Origin of the sequence: Nisaea sp. (assembly GCF_040217065.1) — a bacterium.
GTDB lineage: Bacteria > Pseudomonadota > Alphaproteobacteria > Thalassobaculales > Thalassobaculaceae > Nisaea.
Window position 1 is genome coordinate 223,325 of sequence record NZ_JAVJNX010000009.1, and the last position, 18,285, is coordinate 241,609.

Annotated in this window: 18 protein-coding genes; 11 read left to right on the forward strand and 7 right to left on the reverse strand. The window is 62.1% G+C overall.

The genetic code is table 11. The features are described from left to right. Positions 1–5 precede the first annotated feature (5 nt). From phnL to RH950_RS13395, 3 genes are read left to right on the forward strand one after another with little or no spacing between them, the layout of a single operon-like run. On the forward strand, positions 6–716 hold the full coding sequence (gene phnL / locus RH950_RS13385; RefSeq protein WP_502889774.1) for a phosphonate C-P lyase system protein PhnL: 711 nt from the start codon (positions 6–8) through the stop codon (positions 714–716). Beyond that, positions 713–1,870 (forward strand): alpha-D-ribose 1-methylphosphonate 5-triphosphate diphosphatase, encoded by a 1,158-nt coding sequence (locus tag RH950_RS13390; RefSeq protein WP_350057538.1) that lies wholly within the window; start codon positions 713–715, stop codon positions 1,868–1,870. The genes phnL and RH950_RS13390 overlap by 4 nt, the downstream gene beginning before the upstream one ends. A 38-nt stretch (positions 1,871–1,908) precedes the next feature. Beyond that, on the forward strand, positions 1,909–2,523 hold the full coding sequence (locus tag RH950_RS13395; protein ID WP_350057540.1) for a DapH/DapD/GlmU-related protein: 615 nt from the start codon (positions 1,909–1,911) through the stop codon (positions 2,521–2,523). A gap of 37 nt (positions 2,524–2,560) precedes the next feature. Here RH950_RS13395 and phnN read toward each other — a convergent pair whose 3' ends face one another. Further along, a complete protein-coding gene (gene phnN, locus RH950_RS13400) occupies positions 2,561–3,118 on the reverse strand; it encodes a phosphonate metabolism protein/1,5-bisphosphokinase (PRPP-forming) PhnN (protein ID WP_350057542.1) in 558 nt (185 codons plus the stop codon). 206 nt (positions 3,119–3,324) lie between these two features. On the opposite strand from phnN, the gene RH950_RS13405 reads away from it, so the two are divergent. After that, on the forward strand, positions 3,325–4,356 hold the full coding sequence (locus RH950_RS13405) for an MBL fold metallo-hydrolase (protein WP_350057544.1): 1,032 nt from the start codon (positions 3,325–3,327) through the stop codon (positions 4,354–4,356). A 349-nt stretch (positions 4,357–4,705) separates the two neighbouring features. Here the strand turns inward: RH950_RS13405 and RH950_RS13410 are convergent, their stop codons facing one another. The 3 genes from RH950_RS13410 to pxpB all read right to left on the reverse strand — a co-directional run bounded on the left by RH950_RS13410 (position 4,706) and on the right by pxpB (position 8,334). After that, a complete protein-coding gene (locus RH950_RS13410; protein ID WP_350057546.1) occupies positions 4,706–6,268 on the reverse strand; it encodes an AAA family ATPase in 1,563 nt (520 codons plus the stop codon). Positions 6,269–6,568: 300 nt separating this feature from the next. Next, positions 6,569–7,600, reverse strand: coding sequence for a 5-oxoprolinase subunit C family protein (locus RH950_RS13415; protein ID WP_350057548.1), 1,032 nt, complete (start codon positions 7,598–7,600; stop codon positions 6,569–6,571). After that, positions 7,597–8,334, reverse strand: a complete 738-nt coding sequence (pxpB, locus tag RH950_RS13420; RefSeq protein WP_350057550.1) for a 5-oxoprolinase subunit PxpB — start codon at positions 8,332–8,334, stop codon at positions 7,597–7,599. The genes RH950_RS13415 and pxpB overlap by 4 nt, the downstream gene beginning before the upstream one ends. 128 nt (positions 8,335–8,462) lie before the next feature. On the opposite strand from pxpB, the gene RH950_RS13425 reads away from it, so the two are divergent. From RH950_RS13425 to RH950_RS13435, 3 genes are read left to right on the forward strand one after another with little or no spacing between them, the layout of a single operon-like run. Further along, positions 8,463–9,236, forward strand: a complete 774-nt coding sequence (locus RH950_RS13425; RefSeq protein WP_350057552.1) for a LamB/YcsF family protein — start codon at positions 8,463–8,465, stop codon at positions 9,234–9,236. Between the two features lie 32 nt (positions 9,237–9,268). Continuing rightward, entirely contained in the window at positions 9,269–10,663 is a 1,395-nt protein-coding gene (locus RH950_RS13430) for a M20 family metallopeptidase (protein WP_350057554.1), read from the forward strand. 4 nt (positions 10,664–10,667) lie between these two features. Beyond that, the gene (locus RH950_RS13435; protein WP_350057556.1) at positions 10,668–12,164 is read left to right on the forward strand and encodes a M81 family metallopeptidase; all 1,497 of its coding nucleotides are present in this window, start codon (positions 10,668–10,670) and stop codon (positions 12,162–12,164) included. Between the two features lie 67 nt (positions 12,165–12,231). Here RH950_RS13435 and RH950_RS13440 read toward each other — a convergent pair whose 3' ends face one another. Then, positions 12,232–12,630, reverse strand: coding sequence for a rhodanese-like domain-containing protein (locus RH950_RS13440; RefSeq protein WP_350057558.1), 399 nt, complete (start codon positions 12,628–12,630; stop codon positions 12,232–12,234). A 119-nt stretch (positions 12,631–12,749) separates the two neighbouring features. After that, positions 12,750–14,576 (reverse strand): translational GTPase TypA, encoded by a 1,827-nt coding sequence (gene typA / locus RH950_RS13445; protein ID WP_350057560.1) that lies wholly within the window; start codon positions 14,574–14,576, stop codon positions 12,750–12,752. Between the two features lie 254 nt (positions 14,577–14,830). On the opposite strand from typA, the gene RH950_RS13450 reads away from it, so the two are divergent. Together RH950_RS13450 and RH950_RS13455 are read left to right on the forward strand one after the other, a co-directional pair. Continuing rightward, a complete protein-coding gene (locus tag RH950_RS13450; RefSeq protein WP_350057562.1) occupies positions 14,831–15,205 on the forward strand; it encodes a TfoX/Sxy family protein in 375 nt (124 codons plus the stop codon). 87 nt (positions 15,206–15,292) lie between these two features. Further along, positions 15,293–15,748: a cyclic nucleotide-binding domain-containing protein gene (locus RH950_RS13455; RefSeq protein ID WP_350057564.1), complete on the forward strand. Its 456-nt coding sequence runs from the start codon at positions 15,293–15,295 to the stop codon at positions 15,746–15,748. A gap of 12 nt (positions 15,749–15,760) precedes the next feature. Here RH950_RS13455 and RH950_RS13460 read toward each other — a convergent pair whose 3' ends face one another. Next, positions 15,761–16,774 carry an aldo/keto reductase gene (locus RH950_RS13460; RefSeq protein ID WP_350057566.1) on the reverse strand — a complete coding sequence of 338 codons (1,014 nt, stop codon included), beginning with the start codon at positions 16,772–16,774 and terminating at the stop codon, positions 15,761–15,763. A 153-nt stretch (positions 16,775–16,927) separates the two neighbouring features. Between RH950_RS13460 and RH950_RS13465 the strand changes: the two genes are divergently transcribed. Both RH950_RS13465 and RH950_RS13470 read left to right on the forward strand, forming a co-directional pair. Beyond that, positions 16,928–17,653, forward strand: coding sequence for a ribonuclease activity regulator RraA (locus RH950_RS13465; protein WP_350057568.1), 726 nt, complete (start codon positions 16,928–16,930; stop codon positions 17,651–17,653). Beyond that, positions 17,650–18,285: a class I SAM-dependent methyltransferase gene (locus tag RH950_RS13470; RefSeq protein ID WP_350057570.1), complete on the forward strand. Its 636-nt coding sequence runs from the start codon at positions 17,650–17,652 to the stop codon at positions 18,283–18,285. Before RH950_RS13465 ends, RH950_RS13470 begins: the two co-directional genes overlap by 4 nt.

Below are 18,285 nucleotides of genomic sequence, written 5' to 3' on the forward strand. Positions count from 1 at the left end.
TGGCCATGAACGATAAGAACCAAGACATGATCCGCGTCGACAGCCTGATGAAGAGCTTCACGCTGCATAATCAGGGCGGCGTCACTCTACCCGTGCTGGAAGACGTTTCCTTCACCGTCGCACAAGGCGAATGCGTCATCCTCGCCGGGCAGTCCGGCGCCGGTAAATCGACCCTGCTCCGCTCGCTCTATGCCAACTATCTGCCGCAAGCGGGGCAGGTGCTGATCCGGCATGACGGAGAAATGGTCGACCTGGTCGGCGCCGTGCCCCACGTCGTGCTCGACATCCGGGCCCGGACACTCGGTTATGTCAGCCAGTTCCTGCGCGTTATTCCGCGTGTCGGCACGCTTGATCTCGTGGCCGATTCCCTGCTCGCCCGCGGCATCAACGAGGTCGCCGCCCGCGAGAAAGCCGCGACCTTGCTGGCGCGCTTGCGGATACCGGAAAGCCTCTGGTCCCTGCCGCCCGCGACCTTCTCCGGCGGAGAGCAGCAGCGGGTGAACATCGCCATGACGCTGGTGCAGGATTATCCCATCCTGCTGCTGGATGAGCCGACGGCGTCGCTCGACGCGGAAAACCGGCAAACAGTCGTGGACCTGATCTCCGAAGCGCGGCAAAACGGGTCCGCCATTGTCGGCATTTTCCACGATCAGGCCGTTCGCGAGGCGGTCGGCACCCGGACATACGAACTTCAACCTGCGAGGAGCGCGGCGTGAGCACGAGCGAGGCCCCCGATGCCATTCTGACCAATGCACGGATCATTCTGGCTGATGGTGAAGTGCATGGCACCGTGACCGTCCGGGACGGCAGGATCGAGGATATCTCCGAAGGGCGCAGCGGCGCGGCCGGCGCCACGGATTTCGACGGCGACTATCTGATCGCCGGCCTGGTCGAATTGCACACGGACAATCTCGAAAAGCACCTAATTCCGCGTCCGAAGGTCCACTGGCCGGTCATGTCCGCCCTGCTGGCGCATGACGCGCAGGTTACGGCGGCGGGCATCACGACGGTGCTTGACGCGGTTGCCGTCGGCGGCACCCTCAGGGACGACGCCCGGGACAAGATCCTGATGGACTCCGCCAACGCCATCCGCGAGGCCAGCGCGCATGACATGCTGCGGGCCAGCCACTTCCTGCACATGCGCTGCGAGGTCGGCAACCCGAACGCCCTCGCCCTGTTCGAGCCGTTCAAGGAAGACACGCTGGTCAGGCTGGTCTCCCTGATGGATCACACGCCCGGCCAGCGCCAGTTCGTCGATCTCAGCAAACTGAAGATCTACTACACCGGCAAGCACGCCATGAGCGATGCCGAATTCGATGCCATGGTCGAGGAGCGCAAGAAGAACCAGATTCTCTATTCCGACAAGCACCGGCGGGCTATCGCCGCGGCCTGCCGGGATATGGGCGTGGTCATCGCCAGCCATGACGATGCCACGGTGGATCACGTGGACGAGGCGCACGAACTGGGCCTGACCATCAGCGAATTCCCGACAACGATGGAAGCGGCACAGCATGCCCGCAAGAAGGGTCTCGCCAACATCATGGGCGGGCCGAACGTGGTCCGCGGCGGCTCGCACTCCGGCAATGTCTCGGCCGGCGAGCTCGCCGAAGCGGGGGTGCTGGATGCGCTCTCTTCCGACTATGTCCCGGCCAGCATGCTGCACGGCGCCTTCATGCTGCATGAAAAGCACGGCCTGCCCCTGCCGAAGGCACTGGCGACGGTCACGGCCAACCCGGCCCGCATGGTCGGGCTGGACGATCGCGGGGAGATCCTGCCCGGCAAGCGGGCCGACCTTATCCGGGTACGGCAGGCCAAGGACGGCACGCCGGTGGTCCGCAAGGTCATGCGGGCGGGCAATCGGGTCACCTGACGCCCGCAGCTTCAGTAGAAAGACGGAAAGTTCAGCTCATGGCACAGAAACAGCTCTCCTCCATGCCGACGGTGCATGAAACCGCCCAGGTGCGGGACTGCGAGCTTGGCGCCTGGACAGAGGTCGGCGCCCGCACCTCCGTCATCGAGACCGAGATGGGCGACTATTCCTACGTGGTGAATGACAGCGACATCATTTACGCGACGATAGGAAAATTCTGCTCAATCGCATCCCATACGCGCATCAATCCCGGAAATCATCCGAGCACACGCGCCGCCCAGCATCATTTCCTCTACCGGGCTGCCGCTTATGGATTGGGCGATGATGACGAGGCATTTTTCGATTGGCGCCGCCGGCACCATTGCACCATCGGGCACGATGTCTGGATCGGCCATGGCGCGACCGTGCTTGCCGGCGTTATTGTCGGTACCGGCGCCGTGGTCGCGGCCGGCGCCGTGGTCAGCAAGGATGTTGCGCCTTATACAATCGTTGGCGGTGTTCCCTCGAAAGAGATCAAGCGCCGGGTGGACGCGGAAACGGCCGAAGGCCTGCTGGAGCTGGCCTGGTGGGACTGGCCGCATGCGCTGCTGAAAGAACGGATGGGCGACTTCCGAGCCCTGCCGGCAGCGGAGTTCCTGGCAAAGTATCGGTAAGCCCCTATCGGAATATCGGATTTAGCCGATATTTCACCTATTGCGCGAATAACGCCGTAAAGGCAGAGACAGACTCTTCAAGCGGCCGGTCGTTGATAAAAGTGATCACGCCCGGCCCTTCCAGAGTGAAAGCCTCGGCCCGCTCGAGACGCTTCCGGATATCGGCCTCGCTCTCCCGCCCCCGCCCCCGGAGGCGGCTTTCCAGCACCGCGCGCGGCACCGTGATGTTCACCACGCGCACATCCGGAAACATCTCCCGCGCCGTGCCGATCAGTGCGCGCGACACATTCACGATGACATGCCGCCCGGCAGCCAGCTCCGCTTCGATCTTCTTCGGAATGCCGTAGCGCAGGTCATGGGCCTGCCAGCTCAGGCAATAGGCGCCCGCTTCCTGCCGCGCCTCGAATTCCGCGACCGACACCGGATTATGGTCCTCGCCCCCCGCATCCGCCGGACGCGTGATGTCCCGGCGCACGAAATAATGGGTCGGGCTCCCCGCCAGAGCGGCCTTGGCGCCGTCCAGAAGACTGTCCTTGCCCGCACCCGACGGTCCAACGATGAGCCAGAGCGTGCCGGTGGTGGAATGTGGGGTCATGCGGGAAAACTCACCTGGAAAGGAAGAGGTATTTCTAGCCCTTCCAGCCCGGTGTGGCGAGGCTCAAGGGCGCCTTTTTCAGGCATGTCACAGATGCTTCACATGCGGGGCAGAGATCCCGGCCCGATGGTTTGGCGGAATTTCCGGGCGACTTGTTCGCATTAGGCACTTTCCAGTCCCACGCGTGCTGACTAATGTCCGCAGCCATGACACAGGACCTTACCTATCTGCTCGGAGACACGCGGCCGGAAGACGGCACGCTCCTTGAAGTGGCGCCGGGCGTGCACTGGCTCCGCCTGCCGCTGCCCTTCTCGCTCGATCACGTCAATCTCTACCTGCTGGAAGACGATGCCGGCTGGGTGATTGTCGATTGCGGCCTGAACACGGAAAACTGCCGGACCGCCTGGACGAGGATCCTGCAGGACGTCATCGGGAGCGATCCGGTGCAGGCCATCATCGGCACGCATTTTCACCCGGACCATGTCGGCCTCGCGGGCTGGCTGCAGGAACAGACCGGCGCCCCGCTCTGGATGAGCCGGACCGAATGGCTGAATGCCCGGGCCTTCTATCTCGACACCTCCGAGGATTTCGTCGACCAGATGGTCGGCTTCTACGGCAGGCTCGGCCTCGGGGACGGTGTCGGCGGCGAGATGCGCAAGATCGGCAACGAATACCGCAAGCTGGTCTCGCCCGTCCCGCCTGCCTTCAACCGCATCGGCCCGGAGACGACATTCGAGATCGGCGGCCGCACCTGGCGCCCCTATTTCGGCGCCGGACATTCCCCGGACCATGTCTGCCTGTTTTCGGAAGCAGACAACCTGATGCTCGGCGGCGATCTGCTGCTGCCCCGCATCACGCCGATCATCGCAGTCTGGTGGACCGAGCCCGACGCCAATCCGCTGCAGGATTTCTTCACCTTCCTCGACAGCATGAAGGGCGGCAAAGATGAAATCCTCGTCCTGCCCGGGCATGACGGTCCCTATCGCGGCATCAATTTCAGGATCGATGCGTTGCGCAGCCACCATGACGAGCGGCTAGAAGAAACCATCGCCGCCTGCGATCGACCGGCCTCCGCCGCCCAGGTGATGAAAACCCTCTTCACCCGAGAGCTCGACCTGCACCAGACCCGCTTTGCCGTCGGCGAAGCGTTGGCCCACCTGCATCTGCTGATCGAGGACGGGCAGATAACGCGGGAGCTGGGCGAGAACGGGACGTACCGGTACGGCCGCGCCGCCTAGGCATGAACTCGTAAACGCCCAGCCAACTTCCTCGTCCCCAGGGCAGAGCCCCACCAAACGGCTACCGGCGATGCTCTCGCTCGCAGCATAGCCCCGTTCAAAGACCGGTGATCGCGACCAAGCGCAGTACCTCGCCGCCGCCAAACGCTGATCCCGACAATGTCGACACCAACCCTCATAGGGCTGCCTCTGTTGGAGTAAAGCCAAGCGCTAATAGCCGCGTAACTATTCAGAGCAAGTAGGCAATCGAACAGCCGCCCAAAGCGGACAGTGGGCCCTATTCCAAGCCGCATCCCCGCATCTCTCGAAAGCCGCTGTTCTGGAAGAGTAGGACTAGCGTAAGGCGTGACTAGCCCTTGGCCTCGCTGAAATGCGTCGCTGTTTCAATCAAGAATGCTTTCAGGGAGTCGAAGTGGGTGGCGAACTCGACAGATCCCTCGAAGGCAGAGTAGCACTTGTTTTTCGCGTCCGCCTTGTCCGCAGCTAAGTCCATGTCCACCATCTTCTGGAAGAATGGATGATGATTGTCCGCGGCTAGAAACGCTTCAAGCTCAGTGTTGGGGTATGAAGCTAAGTAAGCCTGCCCCAGTGCCACTTCAGGGGCAGTATCTGGCTTCAGGAAGTGTACGAACTTGTCAGTGTCCGCCAAGTCTTTGAAGCCAGCCTTGTTGCGGTGATCTCCGTCAAAAACCGCACAGTAACCGATCTTGTTTCTGAGTTGGTCGAAGAACAATTTATGCCGCTCGTAGTCCATCTTGACCATGTTCGCCGGTCCTGATCGGATTATCTCGAAAAGGCGTGAGAAGTTCTTGTGCTCTTTCGAAACTTCTGTTGCGACCTTTTTGATAAGGAACTCGGCAAGGTCGTCCTCGCAGAATAAACGCACTAGCGGGTGACCAACAGAGTCCATTTTGGAAAGTGCAGCCTGAGGAGCTATTCCAGAGATGGTTCGATAAACACCATTATGGTACTCAATGAACTTCCGAGACTTTGCAGGCATTGCGTCGATAATCGTTGACGAGTGGCTGGACATGACGAATTGCTTTTTCTGCTCCCAGGCAATCTGACATATGACCTTAACAAGCTTTCTCTGGATGGCAGGGTGAAAACCGGCCTCAATTTCATCAATGAGAATCAAGCTGCCTTCTGGGGCATCCAATATGTCACGCAACAAATTAATCAGGGCTTCTTCGCCAGATGCGGCACCATAACTTGAGTAGCTGTGCGCAGGAGAGTTTATAAGATAGCACCGCTTATTTACGTGCCCGCCAACTTCCATAATCTTGAATTCAGCGTTGTATGGAATATCAAAGACGTAGCAGAATGCTTTGGTCAGATCATCACTCACCTTCGTGAGTTTAGCGCTTCCAGATTTTCGCAAAAGCGAAGCCGAAAAACTTCTCGCCGGAAGGAGCCTATCGAGGTCGATCAGCCGCACCTCTCGGTCCTTGATTTTTGCGTTTTGGCGAGCTTCTTTTGATTTTTTTCCTAAGCCGCTCCACGACTTGCTGCTTGCCAGCCTTTTCCCTTCCCCACTCTGCATTTTTTTCGCAAGGCGCCATTTCATGCTGTACGCATAGTCGTTCGTCTCAGTCTCGTGCTTAGTAAAGGTCAGAACGTCTTTCCATGCGTGCTCGCGCCAAGTGGGGTCGGGTTTGCTTGCATCCAAACGCATGAAGGTTTCGTGGCTACATGCCAGAAGTAGAAGGAGACTGGTCTTGCCTATCTTGTTCGTCCCAGCCAGAACGGTCACAGGATGGTCGAATGGGAGGACGACATCGCTCAAGTGGCGGAAACGCTCAACCTTCAATTCAAGAGTAAAATGCTTGAAGCTATTTTTCAGATTGTCAAATGTGGCGACATCGCAAGTGTCGAGCCTAGAAATTTTAGCGTTGATATTGATAAAGTCCACGAGATTCCCGCATTTGGACCCAAACACTAGCTTTTGCACAATATGTTGATGCGGTGGAAGCGTCAATGCAGTGTTCGATATCCTCGATACCTATACGCGAATGTCCGGCCCCCAGACCTGCCCCAACGGACTGCCGCACCACCACCCTAATGCCGCTCTCTGTTTTTATTTGTCATTCGTTCTTATCGCGGCGAATGACCACTTCCCACCAATTGCTAACCGACGCACCCGAGTGACCGACTTCCGATTTTTTTTCACCGAAAGCACTCATCGGCACCCGACCGTTTACGAACACACGTCCTAGACCGCCTCTCCATTATGAACCACGCCGCTAATCAGGTTTTCGCGGTAGAGCGCCGCCTCGTCGAGCCATGCCGCCGCCGGACAAAGCGAAGAGATCAGCCGCTTGATATCCTTTTCCTGCTCCCGGCGCGCGTCTTCCGCATCGGCAACGCTGATTTCCGCAAAGAACAGCGTGTCTCCCGGCTTCAGGCGGCCGAGGCGCGGGATGTCGGCGGAAATCACGGTGCCGATCTTCGGATAGCCGCCCGTGGTCTGGTGATCCGCCAGCAGGATGATCGGCAGGCCGTTGCCGGGCACCTGGATGGCGCCGGTGACGATCCCGTCGGAGGTGATGTTGTAGCCGCGCGCATGGTCCAGCGCCGGACCTTCAAGGCGCATGCCCATCCGGTCCGCTTCCCGGCTGACGCTGTATTCATTGCTCAGGAAAGCGGCGGCGCTCTCGTCGGTGAAATAATCCCGCTGCGGGCCGAACACGACACGGACCGGGCCGCCGGCATCGAGATATTCGGGATTTTCCAGCCGAAGCTCGCCACGCGCGGGAGCTGCGTTCAGCCGCAGGGGCAACTCATCCCCGTCCTTCAGCGCACGGCCCTGAAAGCCGCCGATCCGGGAGCGGCCATAGGTGGAGAGGCTATCGAACACGGCGGGTAGATCGCATCCGCCTTCGATACAGAGATAGGCGGCACCGCTATCCGTCACTGGATTGACCGACAGCCTGTGCCCGCGCTTCAGCGTGACGCTCTGGTAGGACGGCAGCGCGACGCGTTCCCCCGCCTCGACGACAATTCCGGCGCGGGTGCCGACCAGCGCCACGCGGACGCTTTCCGCCAGTACCTCAAGAACCGGTCCGATCAGCCGGAACTCGATGGCGGCCATCCCGCCGTCATTTCCGACCAGCGCATTGCCGATCCGGAGAGACACGGGATCGAGCGCGCCGGACACGGGCACGCCCCGGCTCTGGAAGGCCGGGCGGCCGAAATCCTGCAGGGTCGGCGCGAAACCGGCCTGGATCACCCTGAGCCCGCTCATGCGCCCTCTCCCGCTGCGATATCCTGTACGACCGGAACATAGTCTCCGGCCTCGACGGCTTTGCGCAGCTTTTCGTATTCGGCGAGCGGCACGGCCTCGAAGTGAATCCGATCCCCGGCGGCGACCAGGATGGGCTCATCCCTGTGCGGGTCGAAAAACTCGATCGGCGTGCGGCCGATCAGATGCCAGCCGCCGGGACTCTCGACCGTGTAGATCGTGGTCTGCCGCACAGCGATGGAGATCGAGCGGGCCGGTACCTTGACGCGCGGCTCGAACCGTCTCGGCACATCGAACGCTTCCGGCAGCAGGCCGAGATAGGGGAAGCCCGGCAGGAATCCCATCATCAGGACTTCCTGCGGTTCCGCCGTATGGCCGCGCACCACTTCCGACGGATCCAGCTTCATCTCGCGCGCCACGCTTTCCAGATCGGGCGCGCACTCGCCCTCGTAGCACACCGGAATGGTCCAGAGCCGGTAGCCGTCCTCGCCCTCATGCTGGTGATGCAGGATTTCCGAGATCGCCGATTGCAGCGCGGAGGAGCGCGTCAGCAGCGGGTCGTAATGCACCATCAGGGAGCGGATCGTCGGGACGATATCGACGATGCCGGCCAAGGACAGCTCGCGCAGCTTGGCGGCGACATGGCGCACCTGGCGGTTTACGGCCGCATCGACGGCTTCGCCGAACTGCACGACAAGGGCGGTATCCCCGGCGGGGAGAAAGACAGGTTCCGACATCACAATGGTTCTGTTCCGGACATGGACCGTAAGAAGGGTTTGGCGCTAGTCTTCACGTCCAACCGCCCATCGACCAAGCGTCCGGACGCGCAACCCGCGCTTCGAGACAATAGCCACGGACCGTAACCATGACCAAAGTGAATTTGAACGCCGACATGGCCGAAGGGTTCGGCGCCTACGATATCGGCGACGACATGGCGATGCTGAAGATCGTCGGCTCCGCCAATGTGGCCTGCGGGTTCCATGGCGGGGACGCCAATGTGATGGACCGGGTCGTGGGCACGGCCAAGGCGGAAGGCGTCAGCATCGGTGCGCATCCGGGCTTCAACGATCTCTGGGGTTTCGGCCGCCGCCGGATTTCCATGTCCCCGCGCGAGGTGGAGGCGATGATCGCCTACCAGATCGGCGCGCTGCAGGCGATGGCGGCACTGCACGGCATGAAGGTCACGCACATGAAGCCGCATGGCGCGCTGAACAACATGGCGTCCGAAGACAGGGAGCTTGCCGAGGCCATCGTGCGCGCCACCAAGGCCGTCGATCCGGCCATCATTCTGCTGGCGACGACCGGCTCCGAGCTGATGAAAGCCGGCACAACGCTCAACGTGCCGACCGCTTCGGAGGTTTTCGCCGACCGCACCTATGATTCCAAGGGCAGCCTGACCAGCCGGAAGCGCGACGATGCCATGATCCGCGATCCCGGGCAGGCCGTGGAGCATGTGCTGCGCATGGTCGAGACCGGCAAGGTCCGCTCGACCGACGGCGTGGAGGTGCCCGTGGTGGTTCATTCCATCTGTATCCATGGGGACGAGCCGACCGGTCCTGCCGTCGCAGCCGCCGTCCGGGCCGCGCTCGAGGCCAGGGGCATCGAGGTCGTCACCCTTCCCGAAGTCCCGCTTAACTGAATATCGAGTTTTCCAACCCAGGAGCCACCCAAGTGAGTCGTGAGCAAGCCATCTCAGCCGCCGCCGAACATTTCGACAGCGGCGATTTCCTCAAGGACCTGAGCCGCCGGGTGGCGATCCGCACCGAAAGCCAGCTCTACGAGGAGCGGAAGCCCGACATGGAGGCCTATATGGCCGAAATGCGCGCGGCCCTGGAGCCGATGGGATATGTCTGTGAGCAGTTCCCGAACCCCTCGCCAAAGGGCGGCCCCTTCCTGATCGCCACCCGTCACGAGGGCGACACCCTGCCGACCGTGCTCACCTACGGCCATGGCGACGTGGTCCGCGGCATGGAGGGGCAATGGGCCGAGGGCCGCGATCCCTGGACCCTGACCGAGGTCGGTGAGCGGGTCTATGGCCGCGGCATCGTCGACAACAAGGGCCAGCACTCGATCAATATCGCCGGCCTCAACGCCGTCCTGAAGACCCGGGGCAAGCTGGGCTTCAATTCCAAGATCCTGATCGAGTGCGGCGAGGAATCCGGCTCCCCGGGACTGGCGGACTTCGCAAAACAGCAGAAAGCCAGGCTGAAGGCCGATTTCCTGATCGCCTCCGACGGCCCGCGTATCAGTGCCGATCACCCGACCGTCTTCATGGGATCGCGCGGTGCCTACCCGATGGATATCACCTGCGATTTGCGCGAGGGCGCCCACCATTCAGGCAACTGGGGCGGCCTGCTCGCAAACCCGGCGGTCATCCTCGCCCATGCCCTTGCCAGCATCACCGACCGGCGCGGCCAGATCCGTGTGCCGGAATGGCGTCCGACCACCCTCACCCCGGCGATCCGGGCGGCGCTCGCCGAGTGTGAGCTGGAGGCGGAAGCGAACGGCCCGCAGATCGATCCGAACTGGGGGGAAGAGTCCCTGACCCCGATCGAACGGGTGATCGGCTGGAACAGCTTCGAGATCCTGGCCTACACGGCCGGCCTGCCGGACAAGCCGGTGAACGCGATCCCGGGCCGGGCGACCTGTCGCGGCCAGCTCCGCTTCGTCGTCGGCACCGATCCGGAGGACATCGTTCCGGCCCTGCGCCGGCATCTGGAGCGCGAAGGCTTCCCGATGGTCACCGTCTCGGATGCCGACCGCGGCTATATGAGGGCGACCCGCCTCGATCCCGACCATGCGCTCGTGCAGTGGGCGGCGAGCTCGATCCAGCGCACGACCAACAAGAAGACCGCTATCCTGCCAAACCTCGGCGGCTCGCTGCCGAACGACGTGTTCAGCGAAATCCTCGGCCTGGCCACGATCTGGGTGCCCCACTCCTATGCCTCCTGCTCCCAGCATGCGCCGAACGAGCATGCGCTGAAGCCGGTTTTGCGCGAGGGTCTGCAACTGACCGCCGGGCTGTTCTGGGATATCGGCGACGGCACATTGCCGGAAAGCTGGTAATCCAATGACCGCGCGGCGTGTGCTATCGGCTGAGATCAGCCACGAGACCAATACTTTCAGTGTGTTGCGGACCGGTATGGACGCCTATTTGCGCCGGCAATGCTATTTCGGCGACGCGATAGCAGAGCATATGTCCGGCACCGCGACGGAAGTGGCGGCCCATATCGACGCCGCGCGGACCTACGGCTGGGAGCTGATCCCGACCGTCGCGGCCCATGCCACGCCAAGCGGGATGACCACGGCGGAGGCCTGGGAGGAGCTTTGCAGCATCGTGCTGGCCGGTCTCGATACCGGACCGGTCGACGGGGTCATGCTGGCCCTGCACGGCGCCATGGTGACCGAGAGCGGCCAGGACGCGGAAGGCGACCTGCTGAAGCGGCTGCGGGACCGCCTCGGCAAAGATGTTCCAATTGCCGTCACGCTCGACCTGCATGCGAACGTGACGGACGAGATGGCCGCACTGGCCGATATCCTGGTGCCCTACCGGACATATCCGCATATCGACCAGTACGACGCCGCGACGGAGGCTGCCTCCCTGCTCCAGCGGGCAATGGACAAAGAGATCCGGCCGGTCACAATTGTTGCCCGTCGGCCGACCCTGGACGGCCTCAATCACGGCCGGACCCAGGAAGGCCCGATGGTCGAGCTGCTGGCCCGGGCAGCGGAGATCAAGGCCGCCGATCCGGCCGTTCTGGAAATCGGCCTCTGTGCCGGCTTCGCCTGGTCGGACATTGCCGAAGCAGGCCCGTCCGTCAGCGTCACCACGGATGGCGCTGCGGAAAAGGGCCGGAAGATCGCCGACGAGCTGATGCAGTTCGTCTGGGATACCCGCGCGATCAACACCGTCCCCCTGCTCTCCCTCACCGAGCTTTCGGACAAGATCAAGGACGGCCCGACGGGCAAGGGGCCGCTGGTCATCGGGGATACCACGGACAATCCGGGTGGCGGCGGATACGGCGACGGTGTGCGCCTGCTGGAGAGCATCATCGCGACAGGTGCCCCGAACGCGGCGCTGGCCGCGATCTGCGATCCCACCGTTGCCGAACAGGCCCATGCCGCCGGGATGGGAGCGACGATCACCATCTCGCTCGGCGCAAAGGTCGATCCGGACAGCTATGGCCCGCCGATCGAGACAGCGGCCACGGTGCTCGCGCTCAGTGAGACCGGGGCCTTCGTCTGCGACGGGCCGATGTGGGCCAATATGGAAGTGCGCCTCGGCCGCTCCGCCCTGCTCGACATTTCAGGGGTGAAGGTGGTAATCGCCAGCAGCAACCTGCAGGTCACGGACCAGCAGGCCCTGAAGCTGTTCGGGCTCGATCCTGCGGCGCTGGACGTCATCGCCGTCAAATCCTCGCACCATTTCCGCGCGGCCTTCCAGCCGGTTGCCCGCGACGTCGTGCTGGTGGATAGCGGCTGCCTCGTCTCGCAGGATTACGCCAGCTTCGACTACAAGCACCTGCGCCGGCCGATCTGGCCGATCGACGCCGAAGCGGACAAGTAACAAGCGTCGGGTCCTTGCCCGGCGCCCGGAATCAGAAACGGCCGGGTCTATTGCCCGGCCGTTCTTGTTATTCCTTATGCTCTACCGGTCCATCCGCCTTGAGCCATTCCCCGAGGCCGCCCTCGAGATGGGCGACGGGCGTCAGGCCCATATCCTGCGCCGTTTTGGCGGACAGGGCCGAACGCCAGCTCGCGGCGCAATAGAAGACGAAGGTCTTCTCCTCGCCGAAGAAGTCCTTGTAATAGGGGCTGGCCGGGTCGATCCAGAATTCCAGCATGCCGCGCGGCACATGGCGCGCGCCCGGAATGCGGCCGCTCTTGGCGATCTCGCGGACATCGCGGACATCGATAAAGGTCACGTCGTCGCTGCCGATCATGGCCTTTGCATCCTCAACGGAGACGATGCGAACCTGCTCATTGGCTTCGGCCACCATGGAGTCGACGGTTTTGATGGTTTTCTCGGCCATTGAGGCCCTCCCTCAGGATCGTGTTTCTGCAGGAGAGCCTAGTGCGCGCGAGGCGCAAACGGAATGCCCTTTCGGGAACCGGACTGGTGCGCCGGTTCCCTGAAGGGCGACAGGTGTGATCAGCCTTCGGCCGCGGTCTTGCGGGCGTGCTTCTTGCGCTCGTGGATATCGAGATAGCGCTTGCGCAGGCGGATGTTGTTCGGCGTCACCTCGACCAGCTCGTCATCACCGATATAGGAGATCGCCTTTTCCAGCGTCATCCGGATCGGCGGGGTCAGGACGATGGAATCGTCCTTGCCCGAGGCCCGGAAGTTGGTGAGCTGCTTGGACTTCAGAGGATTGACGTCGAGATCGTTGCCCCGGTTGGTCTCGCCGATCACCATACCCGGATAGATATCCTCGCCGCCGCCGATCATCAGCGGGCCGCGTTCTTCCAGGTTGAACAGCGCGTAGGCCGCTGCCTTGCCCTTTTCCAGGCTGATCAGCACGCCGTTGCGGCGGCCCGGGATCGGGCCCTTGTAGGGACCGTAGGAATCGAACACCCGGTTCATGATGCCGGTACCGCGGGTGTCGGTCATGAACTCGCCGTGATAGCCGATCAGGCCACGGGACGGGCAGCGGAAGGTCACCCGCTGCTTGCCGCCGCCGGACGGCCGCATATCGATCAGCTCGGCCTTGCGCTGCTGCATCTTCTCGACCACGGCGCCGGAGAATTCCTCATCCACGTCGATGACGACTTCCTCGATCGGCTCCAGGCGCTGTCCGGTCTGCGGATCGGACTGGAACAGCACGCGCGGACGGCTGATCGACAGCTCGAAGCCTTCCCGGCGCATCTGTTCGATCAGCACCGCAAGCTGCAACTCGCCGCGCCCGGAAACCTCGAAGGCATCCTTGTCGGCAGTCTCGGAAACCCGGATGGCGACGTTGCCTTCGGCTTCCTTCTGCAGGCGGTCCCAGATCACCCGGCTGGTCACCTTGTCGCCGTCCAGACCGCCGAGCGGGCTGTCATTGACGGAGAAGGTCACGGCAATGGTGGAGGGATCGATCGGCTGTGCCGCGATCGGCTCGGTCACTTCCGGCACGCAGATGGTGTCGGCGACGGTCGATTTGGACATGCCGGCAAGGGCCACGATATCGCCCGCTTCCGCCTGGTCCAGCGGCACCCGCTCCAGACCGCGATAGGCGAGAATCTTGGTGATCCTGCCCTGCTCCAGGATCTTGCCGTCACGGGACAGCGACTTGATGGTCATGTTCGACTTGGCGGTTCCGGCCTCGATCCGCCCGGTCAGCAGACGGCCGAGATAGGGGTCTGCTTCAACCGTGGTCGCCAGCATCCGGAACGGCGCGTCGGGAACCACTGTGGGCTCCGGCACATGGCGCAGGATGAGCTCGAACAGCGGCGTCATGTCGGAACCGGTCTCGTCCGGCGTCAGGCTCGCCCAGCCGGCCTTGCCGGAGGCGAAAAGCGTCGGGAAATCGAGCTGCTCTTCGGTCGCCTCCAGCGCGGAGAACAGATCGAACATCTCGTCCTGCACCTCGTAGGCACGCTGCTCCGGCTTGTCGACCTTGTTGACCACGACCATCGGACGCAGGCCCAGCTTCAGGGCCTTGGCGAGCACGAACTTGGTCTGCGGCATCGGCCCTTCGGCCGCGTCCACCAGAACCACGACGCCGTCCACCATGGAAAGGATACGCTCCACCTCGCCGCCGAAATCGGCATGGCCCGGTGTGTCGACGATATTGATACGGGTTCCGCCCCACTCGACCGAGGTGCATTTGGCCAGAATGGTGATACCGCGCTCGCGCTCGATATCGTTGCTGTCCATGGCCCGTTCCTGAACCTGCTGGTTCTCGCGGAACGTCCCGGTCTGTTTCAACAGCACATCGACAAGCGTGGTCTTGCCGTGGTCAACGTGCGCGATGATGGCGATATTTCTAAGTTGCATGGAAACGGCTCCGAACAGGTCCGCCGCGCGCCGCTATTACGGCGCGGTGCCAGGCGTGCAAATCTGTATTGAATGGCCCAGGGCGGTTCAGGCCCGGCAGTGTCAAAATGACTGGCCCGTAACATACTTATATTGCAGCGCAAAACAAGCGCTGGATTGCATGGCTGCATCCCATTTCGATGCGGTGCATTACCGGGTTGCCAGGACCTCCCGTTGCCAGAACACTACAGGAACACGCTCCGGGGAGAAGCAGCATGGCAACGTCAAAGGAATTTGCCGCCTACATCACAGACATGCTCGAACCTCTCGGGGATATACGGGTGCAGCGCATGTTCGGCGGCTACGGCATCAAATATGGGGACGTGAATTTCGCCCTGTTGCTGAACGACCTGCCCTACTTCCGCGTCGACGACCGGAATCGTGAGGGATTTGAAGAACATGGCAGCGAGCCATTCCGCTACAGCACGAAGAAGGGAGACGTCACGGTTGGCAGTTACTGGGAGGTCCCGACAGATATTCTGGAAGATCCGGAGCTGTTACTTGAATGGGCACGGGCGGCAATTGACGCCGCGCTAAAGGCGCACAAGCCTACGAAAAAACGAAAACGCAAAGGGTCGTCATCGGCCTAAATCAGCATCGACGGAATTGCATTTAATTAACATTTGATTAAAAATTATAACCATCGAGTTTCTCATTTTGATCCCCGGGGAGTCCTCATGGTTCCGGAATCGGACCGCATCACATTCGAGGCTGGCGACATTATCTGCGAACACGGCGATCCATCGGATTACGTGATCTACGTCCTCAGCGGCGAGATCGCCATGGAACACAGCCCAGGCCTGTACATCGAATTCGACGGCGAGGTTTCGACGTTTAAACGCGGGTCCATGCTCGGCGAATACTCAGCCATCCTGAAACGTCCCTATGTCGGCACCCTCGTGGGTTTCAGCAAAGGCTCCTACGCCAGGGTGCGCTCGGACCGGGTCCGCGCCGCGGTCCTGAAATGCGCGAAACTGCCGCGCATGATCATCCTCAATCAGGCGCACAAGCTCGATGCGACCTACGGCTTCATCATGAAGAACTATAAAAATGCCACCCGCGGCCAGGTCAGGGAGGTGTTCGAGCCTGACCACAGCCTCGGAGATTTCTTCGAGCAGGATGTCGCGAAGTAGAGCGACCGGCCCTCACCCCGTCAATGCCACGCGGCCTTCCAGCGGATAGGCCGGATCGTTGTAGCCCGGTGTCGACGGATGGCCTTCCGGCACCAGGCCGTTGATCAGCGCCTCGTCCTCTTCCGTGAACTCGTATTCCAGCGCCTTCGCGTAGGCTTTCCACTGCTCCATGGTGCGCGGGCCGGCGATGGTGCCGGTGATGAGGCCGTTATTCAGCACCCAGCCGACGGCAAGATCGATGATGGTTGCGCCCTTGGCTTCCGCATGCGCTTTGATCTTCTCGGCGATCACCAGGCTTTCCTCGCGCCACTCGGTCTGCATCATGCGTTTGTCGGCACGGGCGGCGCGGCTGCCTTCGGCGGGCTCCGCGCCTGGCTTGTACTTGCCGGAGAGAATGCCTCTTGCCAGTGGGCTGTAGGGCACGACGCCGAGACCGTAATAGTCGCAGGCCGCCAGATGCTCGGTTTCTGGCATCCGGTTCATGGCGTTGTAATAGGGCTGGCTGACCACCGGCCGGTCGATCCCCGCCGCATCGCAGAGATTGCAGATCTCCGCCACCCGCCAGGAGCGGTGGTTGGAGATGCCGATATGCCGGATCATGCCGGCATGGACCAGATCTGCCATGGCGTTCACCGTCTCTTCCAGCGGCGTCGTATGGTCTTCCTTATGCAGATAGTAGATATCGATATAGTCGGTATCCAGCCGTTCCAGCGATTCCTCGCAGGCCTGCAGCACCCATTTCCGGGACAGGCCGCGTGCATTCGGGTCGGCCGGATCCATCGGATTGCCGAGTTTCGTCGCCAGCACCCAGTAATCCCGGTGGGCGGCAATGCCGCGACCGACCACCCGTTCAGAATTGCCATCGTGATAGGCGTCGGCGGTGTCGATGAAGTTCACTCCGAAATCCCGCGCCTCGGCGATAATCTCGTGAGAATCGGCTTCGCTGGTCGGCCCGCCGAACATCATGGCGCCGAGACAGAGTTTCGAGACCTTCAGGCCGGAGCGGCCGAGATTGCGGTATTCCATGGGTTTCCTCCCCCTAGATTACGCTCCTGATTGCTTCAGTTGCGGTTCCGGAACGACAGAATAGCCGGGATGGGTGATGACCGCACTTGAGGATCGCGGAAGCTCCGTGCTCTGATGCCGCTGAGTGAAAAACCGGCACCGGGAGGGCCTTCAATGACCGGACTGAGCGATACGGCACGGGAAAAGCTGGCACATGTCAGCACCGCGACCCTGACCACGCAGCTGCTGAAGCGCGGGTTGCGCAACCAGTGTCTCCAGGGCGTCAGCCGGCTGACGACACATGACCGCAACATGGTCGGCGAGGCCTTCACCCTGCGGAACATTCCGGCGCGCGAGGATATCGACGGGATCAGCGCCTATGACGATTACGACCATCCCCAGCGCAAGGCGATCGAGACCATCCCGGCCGGCAAGATCCTGGTGGTGGACTGCCGGCAGGACGCAAGCGCCGCATCCGCCGGCAATATCCTGCTGACACGGCTGCAGGTACGCGGCGTCGGCGGCTTTGTCTCAGACGGCGGTATCCGAGATTCCTACGAGATCGCTGAATATGACATTCCCTGCTATGTCGGCGGCCCGTCCGCCCCGACCAGCCTGATCAAGCATCATGCGGTGGCAGAGCTGAACACCCCGATCGCCTGCGGTGGTGTCGCGGTCTATCCGGACGATGTGCTGGTCGGCGACGCCGAAGGCCTTGTCGTGCTCCCGGCCCATCTCGCCGAGGAGATTGCCGAGCAATCCTTCGAGCAGGAAAAGATGGAAGTCTTCATCCACGAAGAGGTCGCAAGCGGCAAACCGCTGCGCGGCACCTACCCGCCGGACGAGGCAACCAAGGCGCGCTATGTGGAATGGCAGAAGAAACGGGACGCCGAAGCGTGAGCACCGGCGTTCCGGACAATGACGCGCTGATCGGCGTCTATGATCGTGATGCGCGGCGGCTGCGGACGGAATGGTCCGCAGCCGAGGATTCCGCCGTCCACAGCGACAAGTTCGTTACATTTCATGCGCCATACCTTCCGCCGCCCGGCGGACATGCGCTGGATATCGGCGCCGGGTACGGTGCGCATGTGTACGGGCTCGAGTCGCGGGGACTCACCGTAGTCGCGGTCGAACCCGCTGCCGGTATGCGCGCCGAAGCCAGGACGCATTATCCCGACTCGCAGGCGACATGGCTTGATGATCGCCTACCCGGTCTTGCCAAGGTGCATGCCCTCGGACGCCAGTTCGATTTCATGCTGATGAATTCGGTCTGGATGCACCTGCTGCCGGAGTTGCGCGATCAGGGCATGGCGTCCCTCGCCGCGCTTCTGGCGCCGGGCGGAAAATTCTCGGTATTGCTGCGACATGGTCCCGCGCCGGCGGACCGGCCGATGCACGAGTCCGATGCCGATCCGTTTCTGACCCTGGCCGAAAACCACGGGCTTTCCCTTATTCATCGCGAAGGAAACGCGGACGAAATGGGGCGCGACAGCGTATCCTTCACCCGGCTCATTCTGACGAAATCAGGTTAA